This window comes from Epilithonimonas xixisoli, assembly GCF_004365655.1.
GTDB classification, from domain to species: Bacteria; Bacteroidota; Bacteroidia; order Flavobacteriales; family Weeksellaceae; genus Epilithonimonas; species Epilithonimonas xixisoli.
Window position 1 is genome coordinate 1,295,124 of record NZ_SOEO01000001.1, and the last position, 21,852, is coordinate 1,316,975.

At 34.8% G+C, this 21,852-nt stretch carries 20 protein-coding genes; 13 read left to right on the forward strand and 7 right to left on the reverse strand.

The genetic code is table 11. The features are described from left to right. Positions 1-104: 104 nt before the first annotated feature. The 4 genes from B0I22_RS05935 to B0I22_RS05950 all read right to left on the reverse strand — a co-directional run bounded on the left by B0I22_RS05935 (position 105) and on the right by B0I22_RS05950 (position 5,541). Positions 105-3,077 carry a tetratricopeptide repeat protein gene (locus B0I22_RS05935; RefSeq protein WP_133943713.1) on the reverse strand — a complete coding sequence of 991 codons (2,973 nt, stop codon included), beginning with the start codon at positions 3,075-3,077 and terminating at the stop codon, positions 105-107. 226 nt (positions 3,078-3,303) lie between these two features. Further along, entirely contained in the window at positions 3,304-4,206 is a 903-nt protein-coding gene (locus tag B0I22_RS05940) for a helix-turn-helix transcriptional regulator (protein ID WP_133943714.1), read from the reverse strand. Between the two features lie 92 nt (positions 4,207-4,298). Then, a complete protein-coding gene (locus B0I22_RS05945; protein WP_133943715.1) occupies positions 4,299-4,997 on the reverse strand; it encodes a hypothetical protein in 699 nt (232 codons plus the stop codon). Further along, complete coding sequence (locus tag B0I22_RS05950) at positions 4,930-5,541, reverse strand: hypothetical protein (RefSeq protein WP_166668182.1); 612 nt, start codon at positions 5,539-5,541, stop codon at positions 4,930-4,932. The genes B0I22_RS05945 and B0I22_RS05950 overlap by 68 nt, the downstream gene beginning before the upstream one ends. Before the next feature lie 334 nt (positions 5,542-5,875). Between B0I22_RS05950 and B0I22_RS05955 the strand changes: the two genes are divergently transcribed. The 5 genes from B0I22_RS05955 to B0I22_RS05975 all read left to right on the forward strand — a co-directional run bounded on the left by B0I22_RS05955 (position 5,876) and on the right by B0I22_RS05975 (position 11,260). Then, positions 5,876-7,564 (forward strand): APC family permease, encoded by a 1,689-nt coding sequence (locus B0I22_RS05955; protein ID WP_133943717.1) that lies wholly within the window; start codon positions 5,876-5,878, stop codon positions 7,562-7,564. 33 nt (positions 7,565-7,597) lie between these two features. Next, the gene (locus tag B0I22_RS05960; protein WP_133943718.1) at positions 7,598-9,460 is read left to right on the forward strand and encodes a PAS domain-containing sensor histidine kinase; all 1,863 of its coding nucleotides are present in this window, start codon (positions 7,598-7,600) and stop codon (positions 9,458-9,460) included. Between the two features lie 17 nt (positions 9,461-9,477). Further along, a complete protein-coding gene (locus B0I22_RS05965) occupies positions 9,478-9,858 on the forward strand; it encodes a response regulator transcription factor (protein ID WP_133943719.1) in 381 nt (126 codons plus the stop codon). Between the two features lie 107 nt (positions 9,859-9,965). Then, complete coding sequence (locus B0I22_RS05970) at positions 9,966-10,691, forward strand: shikimate dehydrogenase family protein (protein ID WP_133943720.1); 726 nt, start codon at positions 9,966-9,968, stop codon at positions 10,689-10,691. A gap of 17 nt (positions 10,692-10,708) precedes the next feature. Next, entirely contained in the window at positions 10,709-11,260 is a 552-nt protein-coding gene (locus tag B0I22_RS05975) for a hypothetical protein (protein ID WP_133943721.1), read from the forward strand. Here the strand turns inward: B0I22_RS05975 and B0I22_RS05980 are convergent. Continuing rightward, the gene (locus B0I22_RS05980; RefSeq protein WP_133943722.1) at positions 11,245-11,736 is read right to left on the reverse strand and encodes a DNA-deoxyinosine glycosylase; all 492 of its coding nucleotides are present in this window, start codon (positions 11,734-11,736) and stop codon (positions 11,245-11,247) included. The genes B0I22_RS05975 and B0I22_RS05980 overlap by 16 nt on opposite strands. Before the next feature lie 103 nt (positions 11,737-11,839). Next, positions 11,840-13,213, reverse strand: a complete 1,374-nt coding sequence (dacB, locus tag B0I22_RS05985) for a D-alanyl-D-alanine carboxypeptidase/D-alanyl-D-alanine endopeptidase (RefSeq protein WP_133943723.1) — start codon at positions 13,211-13,213, stop codon at positions 11,840-11,842. A gap of 155 nt (positions 13,214-13,368) precedes the next feature. On the opposite strand from dacB, the gene trhA reads away from it, so the two are divergent. The 8 genes from trhA to B0I22_RS06025 all read left to right on the forward strand — a co-directional run bounded on the left by trhA (position 13,369) and on the right by B0I22_RS06025 (position 20,389). Beyond that, on the forward strand, positions 13,369-14,004 hold the full coding sequence (trhA, locus tag B0I22_RS05990) for a PAQR family membrane homeostasis protein TrhA (protein WP_133943724.1): 636 nt from the start codon (positions 13,369-13,371) through the stop codon (positions 14,002-14,004). Positions 14,005-14,230: 226 nt separating this feature from the next. Beyond that, complete coding sequence (gene pruA / locus B0I22_RS05995; RefSeq protein WP_133943725.1) at positions 14,231-15,856, forward strand: L-glutamate gamma-semialdehyde dehydrogenase; 1,626 nt, start codon at positions 14,231-14,233, stop codon at positions 15,854-15,856. A gap of 122 nt (positions 15,857-15,978) precedes the next feature. Next, a complete protein-coding gene (gene pncA / locus B0I22_RS06000; protein ID WP_133943726.1) occupies positions 15,979-16,584 on the forward strand; it encodes a bifunctional nicotinamidase/pyrazinamidase in 606 nt (201 codons plus the stop codon). Between the two features lie 214 nt (positions 16,585-16,798). Next, the gene (locus B0I22_RS06005) at positions 16,799-17,788 is read left to right on the forward strand and encodes a hypothetical protein (RefSeq protein WP_133943727.1); all 990 of its coding nucleotides are present in this window, start codon (positions 16,799-16,801) and stop codon (positions 17,786-17,788) included. Between the two features lie 35 nt (positions 17,789-17,823). Beyond that, entirely contained in the window at positions 17,824-18,561 is a 738-nt protein-coding gene (locus B0I22_RS06010; protein ID WP_133943728.1) for a hypothetical protein, read from the forward strand. Between the two features lie 21 nt (positions 18,562-18,582). After that, the gene (locus B0I22_RS06015; protein WP_133943729.1) at positions 18,583-19,365 is read left to right on the forward strand and encodes a hypothetical protein; all 783 of its coding nucleotides are present in this window, start codon (positions 18,583-18,585) and stop codon (positions 19,363-19,365) included. 70 nt (positions 19,366-19,435) lie between these two features. Then, the gene (locus B0I22_RS06020; protein ID WP_133943730.1) at positions 19,436-19,876 is read left to right on the forward strand and encodes a nuclear transport factor 2 family protein; all 441 of its coding nucleotides are present in this window, start codon (positions 19,436-19,438) and stop codon (positions 19,874-19,876) included. Positions 19,877-19,915: 39 nt separating this feature from the next. Further along, complete coding sequence (locus B0I22_RS06025) at positions 19,916-20,389, forward strand: hypothetical protein (RefSeq protein WP_133943731.1); 474 nt, start codon at positions 19,916-19,918, stop codon at positions 20,387-20,389. A 24-nt stretch (positions 20,390-20,413) separates the two neighbouring features. On the opposite strand, the gene B0I22_RS06030 is transcribed toward B0I22_RS06025, so the two are convergent. After that, entirely contained in the window at positions 20,414-21,583 is a 1,170-nt protein-coding gene (locus tag B0I22_RS06030) for a proline dehydrogenase family protein (protein WP_133943732.1), read from the reverse strand. Positions 21,584-21,852 lie beyond the last annotated feature (269 nt).

Genomic DNA, 21,852 nt, shown 5'->3' on the forward strand with positions numbered 1-21,852 from the left:
TATTTCCCCAAACCTAAAGGGAGTAATTTTAATGAAATTTTTAAAACAATTCTCCCTTTAGGGTCGGGGTAAAAATTGATTTAAAAATTTGTAACCTTTATATTTTACTTCTTGATCTGCGCTTTCACTTCCTTCGCTTCCGCCACAACTTCTGGGAAATCACCGTAATTATTGATGATCTCGTCCAATGTGTAACTCGCTTGGTAATTGTCCTTCAAAGCCAAATAATTTTTCGCCATAATCACCAAAGCTTTTGCGCCCCAATATTCTTCCGAAGCATAATTATTTGCCAATTTGAAAATGGTTTCATTGGACGATTTGAAGGCTTTTCCTTTGTTTTGATAGAAAGCTTTTGCGTAAAGCGCTTCCGCCGCAACTTCTGTGTTTGAAGATTTTTCTAAAGCTGTGTAAGCCGCTTGCGCATCTTTGTCTTTCGATTGTTGCATCAGACTTCTTGCTTTGATGACTTTCGCCTGTTCTAATGTCGCTGCAGAATTTTTCGAATTTGCAATTACTGTGTTGGCGAATTTTTCCGCTTCGGCAAAGTTCTTTTCGTCTGCGTAGATTTTCATTAATTCAATCGAAGCGAAGTTTTTGATATTCACATTCGTTGAGTTGGCAACTTGTTCCAGATATTTTTTCGCATCCGAAATTTTATCTTGTGAAATGTAAATCTGAGCCAATCGAACCTGCGCATCTTGCTGATAATCATTCTGGAAATCGGCAACATTCTGCAACGGCAACATCGCTTTGTCAATTTGTTTCAATTGATAATAACTTTCGCCCAACTCGTATTGAGATTTGAAAAGATTGTCACCACTTGGACTTTGCTCCAGATATTTCTCGTAGTAAGAAACGGCTTTCGCATAATCTTTCTTAGCAAAACTCTCCTGCGCCAGATTGAAATTGATCTCATTGATCTCTGAAGTGTCAACTTTCACATTCAAAGTTTTAGCAAATTGTTCGTAGCCGGTAACGTCACCTTTCTTCACGAAAGCAGGTTTGGAAGCCAAAACAATCTTTTCGGCAAACGCTGTATTTTTATATTGATTTGCCAAAAGCTGGAACTCAGCAATTGCTTTATCAGTTTGATCTTGATCGATGTAATTCTGCGCTCTGTAGATCTGGGAATTTGCTACCAAATCTTTGTCCGGACTTGATTTGATGACTCTATCGAAGTATGAATTTGAATTATTAAAATCATCATTCTGCGCATAAGCCGTTCCGATTTCGTAGTTCGCGTCATCCACATATTCAGAATTTGGATATTTTGAGATCAAGGTTTTCAATTCCGCAATTTTTGCAACCGTATCACCTTTGAAACCTAAAGCCAAAGATTTTTGATACAAAGTGTAATCGCTCGCGTTTTCGGTTTTGTTATAAATATCTAAAGCTTCATTCAACTGATTGTTAGCATAATATGTATCCGCCAATCGCAATTCTGCATCCGCTTTGAATTCCTGTTTCGGGAATCTCAGATATTCCTTAAAATATTCCTGAGACGAAGCAAAATCCTTAGCCTTGAAATAAGCATAACCTAAATCGTAATCCAGTTGCTCACGCTCTGGAAAGCCTTCCGATGTTTCATTTTCGAGTTTTGTGTAAGTTGCAATCGCTGATTTGTAATCGCCTTTTTGATAGTAGGTTTGACCCAACCAATATTGCGCTTTCTTGTAAAATTCTTTATTTAAATTAGATTGAAGACTTTGTTTGAAATATTTTTCAGCCACATCAAAATTCCCTTTGTTGAATTCCTCAGAACCCAAAAGGTAGGAAACCTCCTGCTCTATTTTTTTGGTCTCGTTCGTTTTCTGGTCAAGCTTTCCAAGTGCATCCAAAGTCGCTTTGTAATCTCCCGAATACAGATAAGATTTAACCAAAAGCGACCTCATTTCCTGAATTTTCGCACTCTTCGGATATTTATCAATGTACCTCTGAATTACTTTCGATGAATTCTCAAACGGATTTCCCAGTTCGTAACTCAATTTTGCATATTGTTCCAAAGCCAATTGCTGAACTTTCGGGTCATAATTCATTTGTGAAGAATTACGATACGCAGACAATGCTTCATGTTTTTTCCCCGTTTCCAAATATGCATTTCCCAATTGGTAATAAGCGTTTTGAGCCAACGGAGAATTGCTGTTGATCAATTGGTTGTAATAGCCAACCGCTTCGTCATTTTTCTTCAACTGAGCGGAAACAAATCCCATCTCGTAAAGGTCAGATTCTGAAGGCGTTTGTTCTTTGTCCAAGAACAATTTCAAATGCGGATAAGCCGACTGGTAATCGCCTTTCATAAAATAACTTTCACCAACGATCTTATGGATTTCCGTATCGTAATTGGTTGATTTTCCATTATTAAGAAGTTCATTTCCTTCCGAAATGGCAAGGTCATAATTCTTCTGATTGTAATACATCTGAACATAATAAGGCTTCACGAGATGTTCATATTCCTCATTATTTTTGATCTGGTCAAAATAGATAAAGGCATTATCATTCTGTTTGTCAGCATAATACAAATGTCCTAGCATATAAGAAATCGCAGGTTTGCTGGTCTCGTCCGCCGATTTGAAAGATTCTTCCAAAGCCTCGATCGCGCCGGCAGAGTCGCCGGTCATAAACTTGGCGTAACCCAACTTCATAATATGTTGTGTGTTTTCCTCTTTACTCAATTGATATTGATTGACTTTCTGCAAAGTTTCCAACGCTTTCTCAAAATCTTTTTTAGCCAAATAATAATCCGCCAAAGGTCCATTGGCCTGTGCAAAATAAGCCGAATTAGGATATTCTTTCATAAAAGCGTTCAGACCTTCTTCCGCATATTGTTGCTGAAGAATCACGCCAATCACGTTGCTGAAAAATGCCGAAGCTTCCTTTCTGGAATTGCTAAGATTCTTGTTGTAGAAATATTGTTTGGAATATTCGTATTGCGAAGCGTTGTAGATCTTGGTCTGGTAGAGATTATCTGCCAAACCGAAATGATAATCTTCGTTCTTTGTAAAATATTGAGATTGTTGCGCCTCGGAAATCCCGTAAAGAGAAAGCATTGAAGCGATTATTATTTTTTTTGAATTCATCCGAAATACATTTTCTGGAAAACTTTGTCAAAGATTTAGAACTTTGACAAAGTCTGTTTCATTTTCAACGAAAATAGGGAAAAGATATTATTTGGAGGGAATTTAATTGGGAATATATTATAATTTTTAACGCAAGAGGGCGCAAGGATTTTTTTTAAATTATTGAAAATATTTTTAAGGTTCGCAAAGGCGTAAAACTCAGCAAAGATTTTAAATTCTCATTAAATTAATTTTTTGCAGAATCAATCAATTTGAAATATTCTTTCTTGACATTAAATGGAGCAAGGATTTTCATCCTTCCTGCGTGCGTGAGAAGTTCCTGGTAGAAATCGTAGGTTGGAGCGAGCGTTAATTCGATTCTGTATTCTGAATCATTGTCGATGAGAACTTTTTGAGAGTGATGGATTGGCAGAGATTTCACGAATTTGCCTTGTTCATAATCGAATGATAAAACAATGATTTCTGGCTTTTGACCCAAAGTTGAAATGATTCCAAAAGAATTAACAAACATCTCATTGACATCAATATCTTGCTTAGAAAATAGCTTGGTCGAAATCTCCAAATCCGAAATTCTATCCAGTCCGAATGTTTTGATAAATAAATCTTTCCCATCAACCTCATTGGCTAATAGATACCAGCGATTCTTAAATTCCTTCAAAGCGTACGGTTCTACAACTCTTTTTGTTGAAATCCCTTCCCAATTTTTGGTGTAATTGAATGTGATGATTTTAGAATTTTTGATTGCGAAAACCAAACCTTCCAAGTTATGAAGACCCGAAGCTTGCCTTTTCTCGAATATCATAATTTCGGAATTATTTTCGGCTTGTTTGTAGGCATTTATCAAAAGAAGGTTATCAAAAATAGTTTGCGAATGGTCGGAAAATCTATCCTCGATAATCTGATAAGTCATCGTGGAACGTTTGAATTTAATCTCGATTCCCAATTCCAAAAGCAGTTCTAAATCTCTTTTAAAAGTTTTTTGACTGCTAGCCAAATCATTAGAAAAACTTTCTTTGTGATGCAATTCCTCCAAGTGTTTCAAAATCTCTTTGAAGTTGGCACCTTTTGGTTTGCTTCTCAGAAATTGGACGATGTTCATCAGGCGGAAGTTTTTGTCTTGGATGGCCATTTTAAAAATTTATGGTTTAAAGATTCAAAATTAATTGTGTAAAGAAGAAACACCAAACCGCCAAAATACGTCCGTTTGGTTTTTTAGGTATATTAATTTTTATTCCAATTTATAACATTTTCAATAATCGTATCACAATAGATTTGTTGTTTCATTGGCGGTCTTGAAGGATGATACGCATCTACAATCATAAGATTATCATCATAATAAAACTTCATTTTATTTTCAGTCTTTTCTTTCATTTTTTGATAATCACCGTCGTATATTTCTTCCAAAATCCCATCGGCTAAATCAAAGGTTCCACCACAAATAATAACATCTGGTGCAAAAAGTTTTATCTGCTTTTTCACTATGTCATTTTCCGATAAATGCATTTTCAACTCACTATGAACAGCTTTTTCTTTACCTGGTAATTTTTTCAAATTAACATATGCAATATTTTGAAGAACTTCAGCGATTTCGGGTTTGTCATTCGTGTTTGGAATATCTTCCCAGACTAAATTATTTAGAATCCCATAAACAACATAAGTCAATGGAGAAAATGTTTTTGACCAACCGTCTTTTGCAACAAAACGAGTTTTCATATCAGAAATTACGTCTATCAAACTCCAATCATCATTGTCATTCTCACTATTCACTTCTTTATTAATCCATAAAATTTTCAAATCACCTTTCACGTATTTTTCTACATCAATAATCCCATCTGGAATTGGCGTGCAACTATCAGTTCTTAATGATTCTATTTCTTTTATAATTATATTTTGCTGTTTCTGAATTTCTTTGTAGTTCATAATTAGTTCTTTTGTTAAATTTCTTCACAAATATATAAATCCTTTTCACCCAATTTTTCTTTTTTCTCGACACAACAATCTCATTATTTATCAGTTCCAATTTCTGTTGATTATAAGAATCAAAATAAATCTTAACAATTGGCGGAAGATTATAAAGGTTTTCTTCTTCAATTTTACTAGAAAAACTGTCTGAAACATTTTCGGAAGATTCAAACAATTTTGTAAAATCGAATGTTTCAAAATTATCAAAAATCGTTTTCCAAATTTGATGTATTATTTCTTTAAATTCTTCAAAAATCATCAAAACTATTTCATCTAACGCAATTTTGGTTTCTAGAAAAAAATAGGATTTCATCCATCTTTCTGTCGCGAAAATAATCTGTGCTCTTTCAATTAATTTCTCATCAATCTGAGATTTTAAAACAATTGAGTTTTCATTTTGGCTGTAGAATTTTTCATTTGTAAATAGAAAATCTAATTTTTCATAAAATTTATTTCTCAATTCTGTATATTTTTCATCATCAATTTCAAAATTAAATTTCAAGAAAAAACAATCTTTTTCGAAAATTAAAACATAATCACAACTAAACTTTTTGACTGGAAAAATTAAACTAAATCCATCTGGCTCATAATCACGATTCGGAGCATCAATTTCTTTAACTTTGAAATCACAAATTACCCGATTAACATATTTGGAAAATTCTAATCTACTGTTGACAGATGTAATTAATTCGCTCATACAATTTTCCCACAAACCTAAATTACCAAACCGCCAAACCACGTCCGTTTAAAAAAAAGCAAATACTGTTTAACAAATTTTTAACAGAAACATCAAATTTTTATTACATTTGTTTCTTGCACAAAAATTTTAAACTTAAATGAATTCACTTTTCAGAAGAAAACACTACACAGAAAATGCAGATTCCGGACAGCTCAACAGAGTTTTGGGAACATGGGACATCGTATTTTTTGGAATTGCAGCCATCATCGGAGCTGGAAGTTTCAGCAGTTTGGGAGAAGCGATTTTCCGTGGCGGTCCGGGCGTGATAGTTTTGTATCTGATTTGTGGATTTGCCTGTGCTTTCACTGCGCTTTGTTATGCGGAATTTGCGAGTAGAATTCCCACCGCAGGAAGTGCTTACACCTATGCTTACGCTAGCTTTGGAGAAATGATTGCCTGGATTATTGGCTGGGCTTTAATTATGGAATATTCTTTTGGTAATATTTATGTTGCTTTCTCTTGGTCAGATTATTTTACCAGTTTTATGGGAAGAATTGGAATCCATATTCCGGATTACTTCACTTGCAGTTATTCCGAAGCTAAGAAAGCTTTTCTCAATAATTCTACCAATGGAGAATTGATCAACGCTTGGAAATCCGCTCCAATCATCGGTGGTTTAAAGATTATTCTTGACATTCCGGCATTGGTTATCAACGGACTCATCACTTGGCTTTGTTATCAAGGGATTAAAGAAAGTAAGAATTTCAACAATTTTTTTGTGATTTTAAAACTATTCGTAATCCTATTAGTTATTGCTGTTGGAATTGGTTTTGTGAACACGGGAAATTGGTTTCCAACAAGTTCAGTGACTTCGGAACCTTCTTTTATGCCCAATGGATTTGCTGGTGTAATGTCCGCTGTTTCGGGTGTTTTCTTTGCATATATTGGGTTTGATGCGATTTCAGTTTTGTCCGAAGAAACTAAAAATCCACAGAAAGATCTTCCCAAAGGAATGTTGATTTCGCTTGGACTCTGTACTGTTATTTATATCATTTTAACTTTAACATTAACGGGATTAGTCGATTACAAAAAGTTTGATGGAATTGGTGATCCTTTGTCTTTCGTTTTCGAAAAATCAAATCTCAACCTTCCTTGGATGGAGTTCATTGTCGCATTGATAGCAATTGTTGCCATTACAACCGTGCTTTTGGTGTTCCAAATGGGACAGCCGAGAATCTGGATGGCAATGTCGCGTGATGGGCTTTTACCAAAGAAATTTCAGGAAGTTCATCCAACTAAAAAAATCCCGTCTTTTGCAACCATCATCACAGGAATTGTAGTGGGTGTTCCCATCTTGTTTACAGACAAATCTTTCATTCTGGATTTTACAAGTATCGGAACTATTTTCGCTTTTGTTCTGGTTTGTGGCGGCGTTCTGTTGCTTCCAAACAAAGAAAAAGTGAAAGGAAGATTTCATTTGCCTTATATTAATGGGAAGTTCATTTTCCCTTTGATCTTCATTGGCGGATTGGTATTTTTCTATTTTTATCAGCCAGAGTTTTTTCACAATTTAACCAACTTCAGTGATCCAAAAGAAGGTGAATTCCGTTTGGCAATCATCGTTTATATTATTATTAATTTGATTCTATGCGTCTTGACATTCATCAAAAATTTATCATTAATTCCTTTGATTGGTCTTAGCTCTTGTATTTATCTTTTGACGGGAATGAGCCACAACAATTGGTTCTGGTTTGGACTATGGTTTGCTATAGGCTTGGTAATCTATTTCATTTACGGATACAAAAACAGCAAACTTGGAAAAGCTTCTCAAAATGCTAATTCTTAGACAGAAATGGATTAAAGATTCGAATTATCATTAATGAAAAATTTTATAAAAACTAATATTTCTCAAGAGTCCTTAGCCGTTTTGCTGACTCAAGCTCCGATTGCGCTTTCCATGCTGATGGGCGATGATTTTATGATTCAGGTTGCAAATCCACAAATACTGAAACTTTGGGGGAAAGAGCGGGAAATCATAGGACTTAGATTGATTGATGCTTTACCTGAAATCAAAGATCAACCCTTCATTGATATTCTGACCAATGTAAAAAAGACCGGAAAACCTTACAAAGGTTACAAACATCTGGCTTACATCGAAAGAAATGGTGTAACAGAGGAATGCTATTTCGATTTTATTTATGCTCCAATTTACAATGATGACCAATCCGAAATCATTGGAGTAAGCGTCGTGGCAACGGAAACTACAGAACAAGTTTTAGCAGAAAGAAAGTTAGCCGAAACGGAATACAAATTCGAAAATCTCATCAAGGAATCCGACTACGCCATTGCCATCTACAAAGGTGAAGATTTCATCATCGATATGGCAAATGATAAGATGCTGAAGACCTGGGGAAAAGACAAATCCATCATCGGAAAAAGAATTGAAGAAGGAATCCCGGAACTCGTTGGGCAGGCATTTTTGGGGCTTTTAAAGAATGTTTACGAATCTGGGAAAACGTATTCCGCTAAGGAAGACCGAGCAGATCTCGTAGTCGATGGGCAGTTGCAGACTTTCTATTACAATTTTTCCTATCAACCACTGAAAAATCACAACGGCGAGGTTTATGCCATTGCCAATGTGGCTGTAGATGTTACAGATGTGGTTTTGGCAAAAGAAGAATTGCATAAAAATCAAGAAAAATACAGAAATCTTGCAGACAGTCTTCCAATCATCATCTGGACAGCCGACAAAGATGGAAAGATTGATTATTATAACAAAAAATGGTACGACTATACAGGTTTTGAAGGGATTGACACCCGTGAAAAAGCGTCACACAAAATTTTACACCCCGACGATACCATTCGCGCCATCAACCTTTGGGAAGTAAGCAAAAAAAACAAATCTGGCTACGAGATAGAATATCAATTTAAAAATTACAAAAAAGAAAACTCCTACGAATGGTTTCTCGGCCGTGCTGTTCCTATAAAAGATCAAAACGATGAAATCACCCAATGGATTGGGACTTGTACAGACATCAATGAGTTCAAACAATTTCAGCAACAGAAAGACAACTTCCTGGGAATCGCCAGCCACGAACTTAAAACACCACTGACGAGTCTGAAACTCTATTCTCAGTTTCTTGAAAAAAATCTAAGAAAACAAAACGATGATAAAAATGCCGATGTCGCCCGAAAAATGGACGATCAAATCAACAAACTCACTGGGCTTGTAAATGATTTGCTGGATGTAACAAAAATCCAGAACGGAAAGATACTTCTTAATAAATCTGATTTTAATTTTGATGAGCTTGTGAAAGAAATCATCGAAGAAGAGCAGATGAATACAAATCACAAAATCCATCTCGAAGCAGAAAATGTGGGTAACGTTTTTGGAGACCGACACCGAATTTCGCAAGTGATGAGCAACCTGATCAGCAATGCTATCAAATACTCTCCAAACGCTGATAAAATACAGATTACCAAAAAATTAACCTCAGAAAACCAAATTCTTTTCTGCGTCAAAGATTACGGAATAGGAATTCCGCAGGACAAGCAGGACAAAGTTTTTGAACAATACTACAGAGTCAGCGGAAGCAAAGAACATACATTTCCTGGTCTCGGATTGGGACTTTATATCTCTTCCGAAATTATAAAACGCAGCGGTGGCAGGATTTTTGTAAATTCAGTCGAAGGAAAAGGTTCGGATTTTTGTTTTGAGATTCCGAAAACTGATAACCAATAACATATAGCTTAGAAAAAATGCATAATTCAAAAAAAATAGTAGTCGTAGATGACAGTCCGGCAATTTTAGATTCAGTAAAATTGATGTTAGATATGGAAGGTTTTGAAGTTTCAAATTACGAACGTGGAACAGATATGTTTAATTCACTATTAGAGACTTCTACCAAGCCAGACGTGATATTGATGGATATGTGGCTTTCTGGAGAAGATGGTCGCGATATTTGCAAAATGATAAAAGCACATCAGGATTTCAAAGATATTCCTGTGGTGATAATGTCTGCTAGCCGAGGTTTAGGAGATTCTGCCATAGAAAGTGGTGCAATCGATTTCATTCCAAAACCTTTTGACTTGGGAGAAATTGTTGAAAAAATAAGATATTATTCTGAAAGACAAGCATAATTTCTTAAAATAGAATATTAGCAATTTGAAATTTTCAAGTTGCTTTTTTTTCATTAATTTCAATAAGAATCACACTTTATTTTTCTGATAATTCCTAAATTTGAATTATGGAAAAAAAGGAATTCGGATTACTTGGGAAAAACATTTCTTACTCATTCTCTAAAAAATATTTTGAGGAGAAATTTAAAAAATTATTCTTACAAAATCACAGCTACAACTTCTTTGATATTTCGGAAATTGAAAGCGTAAATTCAGTTTTTGAAAACCAAAATTTGGCGGGCATTAATGTCACAATTCCTTACAAACAATCGGTAATTCCTTTCCTGGATGACCTGAGTGATGAAGCATCAAAAATTGGCGCAGTCAATTGTATCAGCTTTCAAAATGGTAAAAAAATTGGTTACAATACAGATGCTTTCGGGTTTGAAAAAACATTACTCATCAACAAAAAAGAACATCACAAAAAGGCTTTAATTCTTGGCGATGGTGGCGCTGCAAAAGCTGTGAGATATATTCTTGAAAAGCATAACGTTGAGCACCAAACTGTTTCCCGAAAGTCCGAAATTAATTTTGAAAATCTATCGGAAGAATTGGTAAGAGATTCATTGTTAATTATCCAAACTACGCCAGTCGGCACTTTCCCAAATGTGGATGATTCTGTCCCATTTCCATTTGATGAGATTACGGACAAACATTACGTTATTGATTTGATTTACAATCCATCCGAAACCGCTTTCCTTAGAAAATCTGCAGAAAAAGGAGCGACGACTTTGAATGGTTTTTATATGCTGGAGCAACAGGCTGAGAAGGCTTGGGCGATTTGGAAGAGTTGAATCAAAATCGTAAAAAGATGAATGTTAAACTTATTGAATTTTTTAAAGAAAATAAAAACCTAATTATCATATATATAATTTTTGGTATTTTATTTTTTTTCATAAGTCCTGCACAAAAAAGGTATTATTTTGAAAATGACATTAATCGTTTTGACGATAATTTTTACTTGAGCTTTTCAGTTTATTCGATTCTATTCATATTACTGATTGTTTTAATCGTAAGTATCATAAAAAAAATTGCGATAAAAAATATACTATTCCATCTTTGTAGAACATTAATTCTTTCCTGCCTACTTTTTATTTTTTGCCACACAACTATATTATCCTTATTACTTTTAGCAAACAGAATTAACAGTAAAGGAACTGAAATAAAGCACTATAAAATTATTTACATTACTAATGACAAATATTTATCAGCTTTCAACATCAATAATGACAAAGATATCATTGATCAAAATGATTATTTAAAATATTCTGTCAAGGATAAAATTGAGAATTTAACAGTTGGAGATACCTTAAGTATAGAAATGCAAAAAGGATTATTTGGTGTAAATTATTTTAATAAATAATCTATAATCACTTTCCAACTCTCCAATTTCTCCTCAAACTTCACAGTATGAAGCGGACTTGTAGACGGTAAAACCACAATTGGAATTTTGAAGTTTTTACCTAGAATTTTTACAAGATTCTTGTAAGATTTTTGTCCGTTGCAAAATATTATTTTAATATTCGGATGATTTTCAATCAATTGCGAAATATCATTATCAATTTCTGATTTGATTTCGGTATCAAGACTACCCTTTCTTTCACAACTTTCTATGACATCCCAAAGTGCAATATTATTTTGCTTGATGAGATTGATTCTTGTCTCATAATCATTAGAAAATTCCGAATCAAAAAGATGAAACATAATTTTCCAAAACTGATTCTGCGGAAAAGCATAATATTGATTCATCTCCAAAGACTTCGCACCAGGCATCGATCCAAGAATTAATATTTGGGAATTATCATATACAATTGGTGGGAAAGAGTTAATTCTGTTCATTTAATTTTAATTGTCTTCGAGAGCCTCAGACTGACAACGCTCAAATATAAATAGTTAAATATTAGAGATGTCACACTGAGCTTGTCGAAGTGTATTAAGATAGCTACTTCAAATTATCCAAAACTTTAAACAACGCATTGCTAATACTTCCACCTTGATAATTATTCAAAATCACAGAGAATACGTAATTCTTCCCACTTTTAGAAGTATGATAACCTGCAAAAGATTTGCTGTCTTTTATCGTTCCGCTTTTCATTTTGATGCCGTTTTGCGTCGGAAATCCTTCATAAAAAACATCGAAGTAATTTTGTTTTTTAGCATACAGCAAAGCTTGAACTTGTGCTTTTGCCGAAACATAATTTTGTGGTGAAAGTCCGCTTCCATCAGCAAAATTAATCATCATTGGATTGATGCCTTTTGATTTCCAGAAGTCTTTTAAAAAATCAATTCCGGTTTCGAAAGTTGGGTTATTCCGCTTTTCTTTTGCCATTGTTTTGATGAGCGTTTCACCGTAAAGGTTTACACTTTTTCGCAAAAACCAATATACGATTTTGTCTAGCGTTGGCGATTTATACTCAAAAATCACATTTGAAGTTGGCGCTTTTGAAATGGATTTCCCATTTAACTTTTCATTATAATAAGAAGTTACTTTTCCCGAAACCAAGATTCCATTTTCTTCAAGTATTTTTTTGATTTCAATCGCTAACTGTATTGGTGGATTGGGTGTTGCACCAGAAACAGTTGTTACTTTTCCAACTGGTAATATTCCATTGATCATCGCCGAATTGGAATGTGGTGCAGTGAAAATCAAGCTTTGGTCGGAGTTTCCGCCGGTTTTCAATTCATTAATCCAATCTACATTTTCCAAATCATAAGAATAACTTTTAATTTGATTTCCATTAATATTAATATCAAACTGATTCTCTTTCCAATTCACGCCAAATGTTCCCGCACCGTAATAATTTCCCAAATCGTTCCAAGGCCAGCCGCCAGGCGTACTTTGAAAATCGAAATAAGAATCATCCACAATCAAATTTCCAGAGATTTTTTTGATACCCGATTTCTTGATGGCTTCTATTAATTTTTGCTTGAAATTCTCAGGCTTGTAACCTTCAAATCGCCAACTTCCCAAAGTCGGATCACCGTTTGAAGTAATGTAAAAATCGCCATCCAGATTGCCATTCGATATTTTACCCGAATAGGAAGCCGTTGTTTTGAACTGAAAATCTTTTCCCAGAGTTTCCAACGCTGTGATTGACGTGAAAATCTTCTGTGTACTTGCGGTAGAAAGTCCTTTGCTTCCATTGAATTCATAAACCAAATTTCCTTTTTCATCCGAAACATAAAAAGACAGATTCGCCGATAAAGCGTTGGAAGTTGACATCATTTCTTTCACAGATTTCTCCAACTCAGCAGAAACCGATTGTGAGAAAAAAATTTGGGAAATAATCAATGGAATTAAAAAGAAAGTTTTCATTCGGATTTTTTATCAAAACTAATGATTTTTGCACTCAAAGTCAAGATTTAAAACTTCCAATATTTCTATGCAAACAACACTTAAATTCGTGTTAAAAACCAAAACATCTTTCATCAAAAAAACTTAAATAATTAACTTTGATAAAAATCAAGATTATGCCGAAGAAAAACAGAAAGCAAGAAGAATTTTACAACGTCATCACACACGGTTTGGGCGTAGTTTTGTCTGTCGTAGCTTTGATTCTGATGATTTATTATTCGGTCATCAGTGAGAATATGATTGCAGTTGCTTCTTCTTTGATTTTCGGAATTAGTTTGACACTACTCTATTCTGCTTCAACCGTTTACCACGCTGTTTACAGACTAAAGTGGAAAAAAATCTGCCAAAAAATAGATCATCTCAGCATCTACGTTTTGATTGCAGGAACTTATACGCCTGTTGCTTTGCTCGGACTGAAAGGCGCTTGGGGCTGGAGTATGTTTGGGGTGATTTGGGGAATGGCTTTGATTGGATTTATTTTTAAATTCTCACCACTACGAAACAATGAGAAGATTTCACTTTCACTCTACGCTTTGATGGGCTGGGCTTCAATTATCGCCATCAAACCGATGATTGAGAATCTATCAACCGGCGCATTATCATTGATTATTCTTGGCGGATTGTGTTACACTTTTGGAATTTATTTTTATGCTAAAGACAGAAAACCATACTATCATCCGATTTGGCATCTTTTCGTTTTGGGTGGAAGCATTCTTCATTTTTGTGCTATTTTCTTTTTCATTCTCCCTTAAATGTTTTGCATTAATGTAAAATCTGTAAAAATTATTGAATTAAATTATCGATAATAAATTATATATTTTTGAAACTTTAACAAAACCTATCCACTTGTTAAATTTACAAAGTATTATTCTTCAACAACTTAAAGACAGCTTAAAATCTCTCTTAATAAAAGAAACCGATTCAATTGCGGTTCTGAAATCCTTATTGTAAATTTGTAAAAATCAAAAATTAAAATATATGTCTAAAGCCATTTCTCAAGTGCCTTTTGCACAAAATGAACCCGTAAATTCTTATGTTCCTGGTTCTGACGAGGTAAAAAGCCTGATTGCCACCTATAAAAAAATGTGGAAAGAAAAAACCGAAATCCCAATGGTAATCGGTGGAAAAGATATTAAAACAGATAAAAAAGTACAATTAAGTTCTCCTCAGAACCACAAACACGATTGCGGATTCTATTACGAAGGCGATATGTCCCACGTTGACAGCGCTATCGAATCTGCTCTTGCCGCAAAATCAAAATGGAATGCATTGGGCTGGGAACACAGAGCAGCAATCTTCTTGAAAGCGGCTGACCTTTTGGCTGGACCATACAGAGATGTAATCAACGCAGCAACGATGATCGGACAGTCCAAAAACGTTCATCAAGCAGAGATTGACGCGGCTTGCGAATTCATAGATTTCTTGCGTTTCAATGTAGAGTTTATGACCGATCTTTATTCTGAGCAACCAGTTTCTGACGCCGGAATTTGGAACCGCGTGGAGTACAGACCTTTGGAAGGTTTCTGTTTCGCAGTTACGCCTTTCAACTTTACGGCAATTGCCGGAAACTTGCCAGCTTGTATGGCGATGATGGGAAATGTTGTCGTTTGGAAACCATCTGACAAACAAATCTACTCTGCAAAAGTCATTATGGACGTGTTGAAGGAAGCTGGACTTCCGGATGGCGTTATCAATATGATTTTCACGGACGGAAAAGAAACGGCTGAAAAAGTTTTGGCTCATCCAGAATTTGCAGGTCTGCATTTTACAGGTTCTACCAAGGTTTTCCAAGGAATGTGGAAAATGATTGGCGACAATATTCACAACTATAAATCTTACCCAAGAATCGTTGGAGAAACGGGTGGAAAAGACTTCGTAATGGTACATCCATCTGCAAATGTTGAAGCTGTTGCAACAGGTTTGGTAAGAGGTGCTTTCGAATATCAAGGACAAAAATGTTCTGCAGCGTCCAGAGCTTATGTTCCAAAATCACTTTGGAATGAAGTGAAAGCGGTGATGGAAGCTCAAATCAAAACGATTAAAATCGGTTCTCCAGAAGATCCATCAAACTTCGTGAATGCAGTGATCGACAAGAATTCTTTCGAAAAATGCAAAGGCTATATCGACAGAGCTGAAGCAGCAAACGACGCAACAGTGGTGATTGGAGGAAAATATGACGATAAGAAAGGCTGGTTCGTCCATCCAACTGTTATCGAAACTATCAATCCTTATTACGAAAGTATTGTTGAGGAAATCTTCGGACCAATCCTGACTGTTTTTGTTTATGAAGATGAAAACTGGGCAGACACTTTGAAATTGGTTGACACTTCGACGCAATATTCTTTGACAGGTTCGATTTTCGCACAAGACAGATACGCAATTGATGAGGCTTACAAAGCTTTGGAAAACGCCTCTGGAAACTTCTACATCAACGACAAACCTACGGGCGCAGTGGTTGGTCAGCAACCTTTCGGCGGTTCTAGAGCATCAGGAACTAATGACAAAGCAGGTTCTAAAATGAACTTGACGCGTTGGGTTTCCGTTCGCAGTATCAAGGAAACTTTTGTCTCTCCAAAAGATTACAAATATCCTTACTTAGGATAATCTTTAAATAAAATAAGTCAAATTGTCATTCCGCAGGAATCTGAACGTTAATTTTCTAATTGGCAAGATTCTTTCAGAATGGCAATTTGTATTTTATAACCTATTATAAAAATTAATAACAGATGAAAAAGGCATTAATAATAGTTGACGTTCAAAATGATTTCTGCGAAGGTGGCGCTTTGGCGGTTCCAGAAGCAAACAGCATCATTCCGTACATCAATCTTCTTTTGGAAGAAAATCAATACGACGAAATCATTCTAACGCAAGATTGGCATCCAGCAAATCATAAAAGTTTTGCCTCCAACAACGGAAAAAATGTTGGTGAAACAATTACGTTAAATGGCGGTTCGCAATTTATGTGGCCAGACCATTGTGTTCAGGGAACTTTTGGGGCAGAGTTTCATAAAGATTTGAATCGTGATAAAGTCACGCACATTATTCAAAAAGGAAAAAATGTTGAGATTGACAGCTACAGCGGTTTTCAAGACAACAATCACTTTGTTAAAACTGGATTGGAAGATTATTTGAAATATCACGATATTCAGTTGGTTGAGATTGTTGGATTGGCGTTGGATTATTGTGTGAAATTTACCGCAATTGACGCTTTCAATGCAGGATTTATCACTTGTCTTCACTTCAACGGAACAAAAGCTGTGAATGTAAAACCTGACAGCGCTAGGAATACGATTTATGATCTGGTTGAGAAAGGAATTACTATTTTAGCGTAAATTCAGTCCAAATTTAAAGTCTTCGACTCCGCTCAGACGGACATTGTTAATTAAACTTTGTCACACTGAGCGGAGTCGAAGTCTTTTGTAGTCAGAACAGCTCTGAAATGAGAAGCACTTTTAAAAATATTTTTGCATATTTCTTGCTATAATTTGAATCGATGATATACGATTATGATTGATTTTAAACTATATTTGAGATAAACAAAAAACGATGAAAAAACAATTTTTCTTTTTCGCTGTATCATTATGCATTTTATCTTGTAAAAAAGAAGTTAAAAAAGTCGCAACAGTTGATAAAAAAGAAGAAATCACAGTTGATACAATTTCTACCGAAAAGAAAAATCTATCTGATCTTCATATTTTCGATTTATACTCTATGGAAAATGCTGGAAAGTATGACACATTTATTTCGCTGTCAGACATTTACAATGATTCTTTAGCGGTTCCCGAGGAACTTATTCAAAATCAAAAAACCAAGACTTTTGCCGAGTTGAAGCATTTTGAATTAACCGGAATTTATCGCGAAAAATTATTAAAAGGAACTTCGCTTTCCGAGACTGACACACTATTTCTTTACGATTACAAAAATGCAAAATTGGAAAAATTCCCCATTCGCGATTTGAAATCTGTTGCGAACCTGAATCTTTACACCAGCGAAGGCGAGGAAATATCTCATTACGATTATATGATTGGCTTTGAACTAAATAAACCAGAAAATTCTCAACAATCTGTAATGTACAAAAGCAATTATAGTTTGGCGTATTTTGGAAAGGAGAATCCATTTTCTGGCGAAAAAGTGGTTCCAATCCAGTGGAAAAAAACCAGTCGTGACCAATTTCCTTTTCCATTAAAAAATGACAAGAGTTTAGAAAATACTTATTTAGCCAATTTTGAAAATCTCATCTATTACATTCAGGATTACAAAGGCGAATATGGAATTTATAAAAGAAAATTAGCCGTTGTACAAGACAACAAAGTGACGTTTGCAAAAACATTTACCAGAGGAGAAGGCGCAGAATTCAGCCCTTTGAATTTCATTAATAATAACGAATACAACGATTGGCAATGGACTGGAAAATTATTTAAGGCTAAACCGCCTGTTGTTTTTGGATTTGTATCAGAATCGTTTGGTTGTCCGTCTATTACGTTTTTAGATTCTTCATATCCAGAGCTTTATACTGATTGTGATAATAGGCATTAGAAATATATTTCAAATTAATTATCAAAGCTGTTATAATGAAAAAATCAATCGTTTATCTGTCATTAGTAATGCTATTTGGTTTCAGTTTGCAATCTTGTGAGAAGAAAGAAAAACAAACGAATACGGAAATTCCAGTCAAAAAAGAACCTAAAGAAAGGAAAGATTCTACGGTTTTCAAAAGTCAATTGACACCTGATGAGAAGCTTGAATTGGGGAAGATTTATACTGATACGGTTCAGTTCGTCAACTTTGATGATAATGGCGACGATTGGTATTTTATTGTTAAGAAAAATAAAGACACCATCAGTTTAATTTACAATAATGATGACCCGAAAATAGTCCGTGGAACTGATTTGGAAATCAAATGGAAAATGGATAGTCTGAGACCAGCCGGAGACCCAGAATATTTGGATTTCACTGAGTATTTGATTTCTTGGAAAAAACTTAAAAGTAAAAGTTCAGAAAGGGATTTTTCAAAACTCAAAAATCAAAGTTTTGTGTTAAGTTGCGGAACAGGTTGTGCGATGACTCACAATGTTAAAGCCATTAAGCAAATTAATCCCTCATCAATCAAAGTAACATTTGAAGTAGAAATGTATGTGAATGAGGAATTGGCTGAAACTTTTGATGAATCCTACATTTTCTATTATGACGATTTTAAAAATCTAATGAAAGTTGCGAGAGAAGGCGAAACGGAGAATCTTTTGGAAACATTTTTTATGGGTGGCTCCAAAGAATCTTTTAGAAAATTTGGAACTAAATTGATGGAATAAGACTAACAACAGAACCTAGAAATGAAAAATAAATTCTTTCAAATCCTCTTAATAGCAATTTTTGGATTTTTAGTTCAATCTTGTAAAAAGGAATATGAGCAAGAAAACGTCTCAAAAACTGAAGTTCAAAAGCCAAAAGACAGTGTAAAATCGGTTTCGGTCATAAAACCTGAAAAGGACATTCAATACAGCATTAATGTTGAGAAGATTGACTCCCTGGATTACCGTCATTTCGCTATAAAAAATGCTACCAAAAAGAAGACTCTGACTAAAATTACAGACTTCAACAAAGCCAAAAAATTATTGAAAGGCATTGTTGAATTTAATGATAATTCCGAAGATGGAGACCAATCTGCTGTCAAAAAAATCCATTTCAGAAACGGAAAAGAATATGGTAATACCAATGAATATGATTATTACTATTTCATCGCCTATTATCCGGAAGAAGACATTTTGCTTTGCGAAGGCGGACACACAACGGACATCAGTTTTAATTTAAAGAATGGAAAAGAAACCGAAGAAACCGGAAATCCAGATTATATTAATTTCTCTCCAACTGAAAAATTCAGACTGAATGGACATTTCGGTGGACAGGAATGTTCTGCATATTTCATCCAAAAGAAAATTGGTAATGATTATGTGAAAATAATTCAATTGGAAAAGGAATTTGAAAAGTTGACCAAAATCTGGCTTTGCGTCGTGAGCGATTCTTTTTGGGCAGATGATAACACTTTGTATCTCACGGAAGGAAGTAATTTTGAAGGACCTAAAAAATATTTCAAAGTAAAAATTGTTGAAAAATAAAGTTTGAAATCCAATACGAGCTAAATTCTCTTGTTTGTTCACTATATTTGATTACAATATTAAAGTCACTATGATGAAGAAATTATTAATATTATTCAGCTTTTTAGCTGTATCAATAACGTTTGCTCAGAAAAACAATGACCAAAAGGCTGTTTCCGATGCTTCAGAAAAATTGAGATTAGCAATGATAAGTGGTGACAAAACCATTTTAGAATCTTTAATTCTACCTGAACTCACTTACGGACATTCCAGCGGTCATATTGATAATGCAAAAGAATTTGTAGAAAAGCTGGTCAGCAAACAATCTAATTTTCTAAACATTGAAAACACAAACCAATCCATCCAGATTGTTGATAAAACTGCGATTGTCCGTAATCATCTTTATGGAAAAACAGCAGACCTTGGAAAAGAACCAGGCGAAGTGAATCTGGATATTTTATACGTTTGGTCGAAGACTAAGAGTGGTTGGAAATTGCTGGCGAGACAGGCTGTGAAAGTGGAGAAGAAATAAAATTAAAAAAACACTTACTGATTTTAACAATTGTAATTTATGAGAATATTTGCATTTTTATTTTTCTTAGTTTTCATAAATGGATGTTCGACGCGGACAATTAGTTATGACCGTGAGAAAATACTAAAGAAGTATTCGATTGATTATAAAATTTTTGTTGATGACGAAAACTTAGATTTTTCCACAACATATTTAGATAAGAATAACATAAAGACTGTCTTAATCGACAAGAAAAAGAAAGAATTAAAGATTAATCAGATAAGTAAAGTTGATTTATTTGATCTGAAAAATCTAAATCTCGACAGTCTATCTTCAGGACGAAGAGGTTGGGATAAAAAGAAAATCGTCTTGTTAATAATTAATGGAAAAGTTATTCCTGACAGTTTGAAAATCAAAACAAAATTAGACCCAAATGCCATAAAGTCTTTTGAAATTGTATCAGAGGAAAAATTAAATAATCTCACTTTTTGCCGCAGAATTGAGGGAGACTTTTTAGTAATTAAAACAAAGTAAAAATCCGCCTCACAGCGGATTTTCCTATTTCGATTTTCTTCTTTTCAATTCTTTATCAATCAGTCCCAATTCTCGTCCGGTTTGTCCTGCAACTGAGGTATTTTCCTGCGCCCTTCTTGTAAGATACGGAACAACGTCTTTCACAGGTCCGTAAGGCAGATATTTGGCAACGTTGTAATGTTTGTCGGCAAGATAATAAGTAATGTTATCACTCATCCCGTAAAGCTGTCCAAAATAGATGTGCGGATTGTTGTGCTCCAGATTGTTGGCCTGCATTTTATCCATCACCAATTCGGAGGATTTCTCGTTGTGTGTTCCGAAAAATGCTGAAACTTTATCAAGATTCGCCATCACAAAATCAATTCCGGCGTTGTAATTATCGTCGGAAGCCTGTTTGTTGGGCTGGATTGGGTCTGGGTAATTATTTTCTTCGGCACGTTTTCTTTCTTTCTCCATATAAGCACCACGAACAATTTTATAACCAATAAGATAGCCTTTTTCTTTCGCTCTTTCAAGATGCGAGTTCATATATTCCAAACGGCCGGTTCTGTACATTTGAATGGTGTTCCAAACGATGGGTTTTTCATGATTGTACTTTTCCATCATTTCTTCACAAAGTTGGTCGGCCGCATCTTGCATCCAAGATTCCTCGGCGTCCACCATCACTTTTTTGTTGTTGTCGAAACAGAGTTTACAGACTTCGTCGAAACGTGTTACTACTCTATTCCATTCTTCTTTTTGGCTGGTGGTGAGTTCTTTGCCTTTCCCAACTTCTTCATAAATATCGATTCTACCAAAAGCCGTCGGTTTGAAAACAATAAACGGAATCGCCGGATTACCAACAGAAAATCTGATGATATCTTTGATTTCCTTGCAAACTGCATCAAAAACCTCTTCTTCTTCTTTTCCTTCAATCGAGTAATCGAAAATGCTTCCAACGCCACGTTTGAACATCTGTTTTACGACAGACATACTTTCCTCGCGGGTTTCGCCACCGCAAAACTGCTCGAACAAAGTTTGCTTCACGATGCCGTCCACAAATGGAAAATTATTCTTAACTGTAAAATTAAGCAGTGAAACGCCAATATTCGTCAATGCAGGCTGTTCGATAGCCTTGAACATCCAATACGCTTTTCTCAGCTGAGCATCCGTTTTATCGGCAAATGCGAGCTTTGTATCATTGAAAATACTCATATCCAGAATTTGTCCCAAAAGTAAATATTATTTCGATTTCAAAATGAATTTTTAGCCGAAATTTTATCATTAATTTAAAATTAACTGACCAAAAAATCAATATCTCAACATAATTCTAAATCCATCAAACGAACGACAATTTTTGAGTCTAATTTTTATTAATTATTAAAAAGAAAACCCTTTCGAAGTTTGAACTTGAAAGGGTTTTATTTATTTTAATTAGTTTAATTTTATTTGGGCAGCTATTTGACTTCGTCGAAACCTATTTA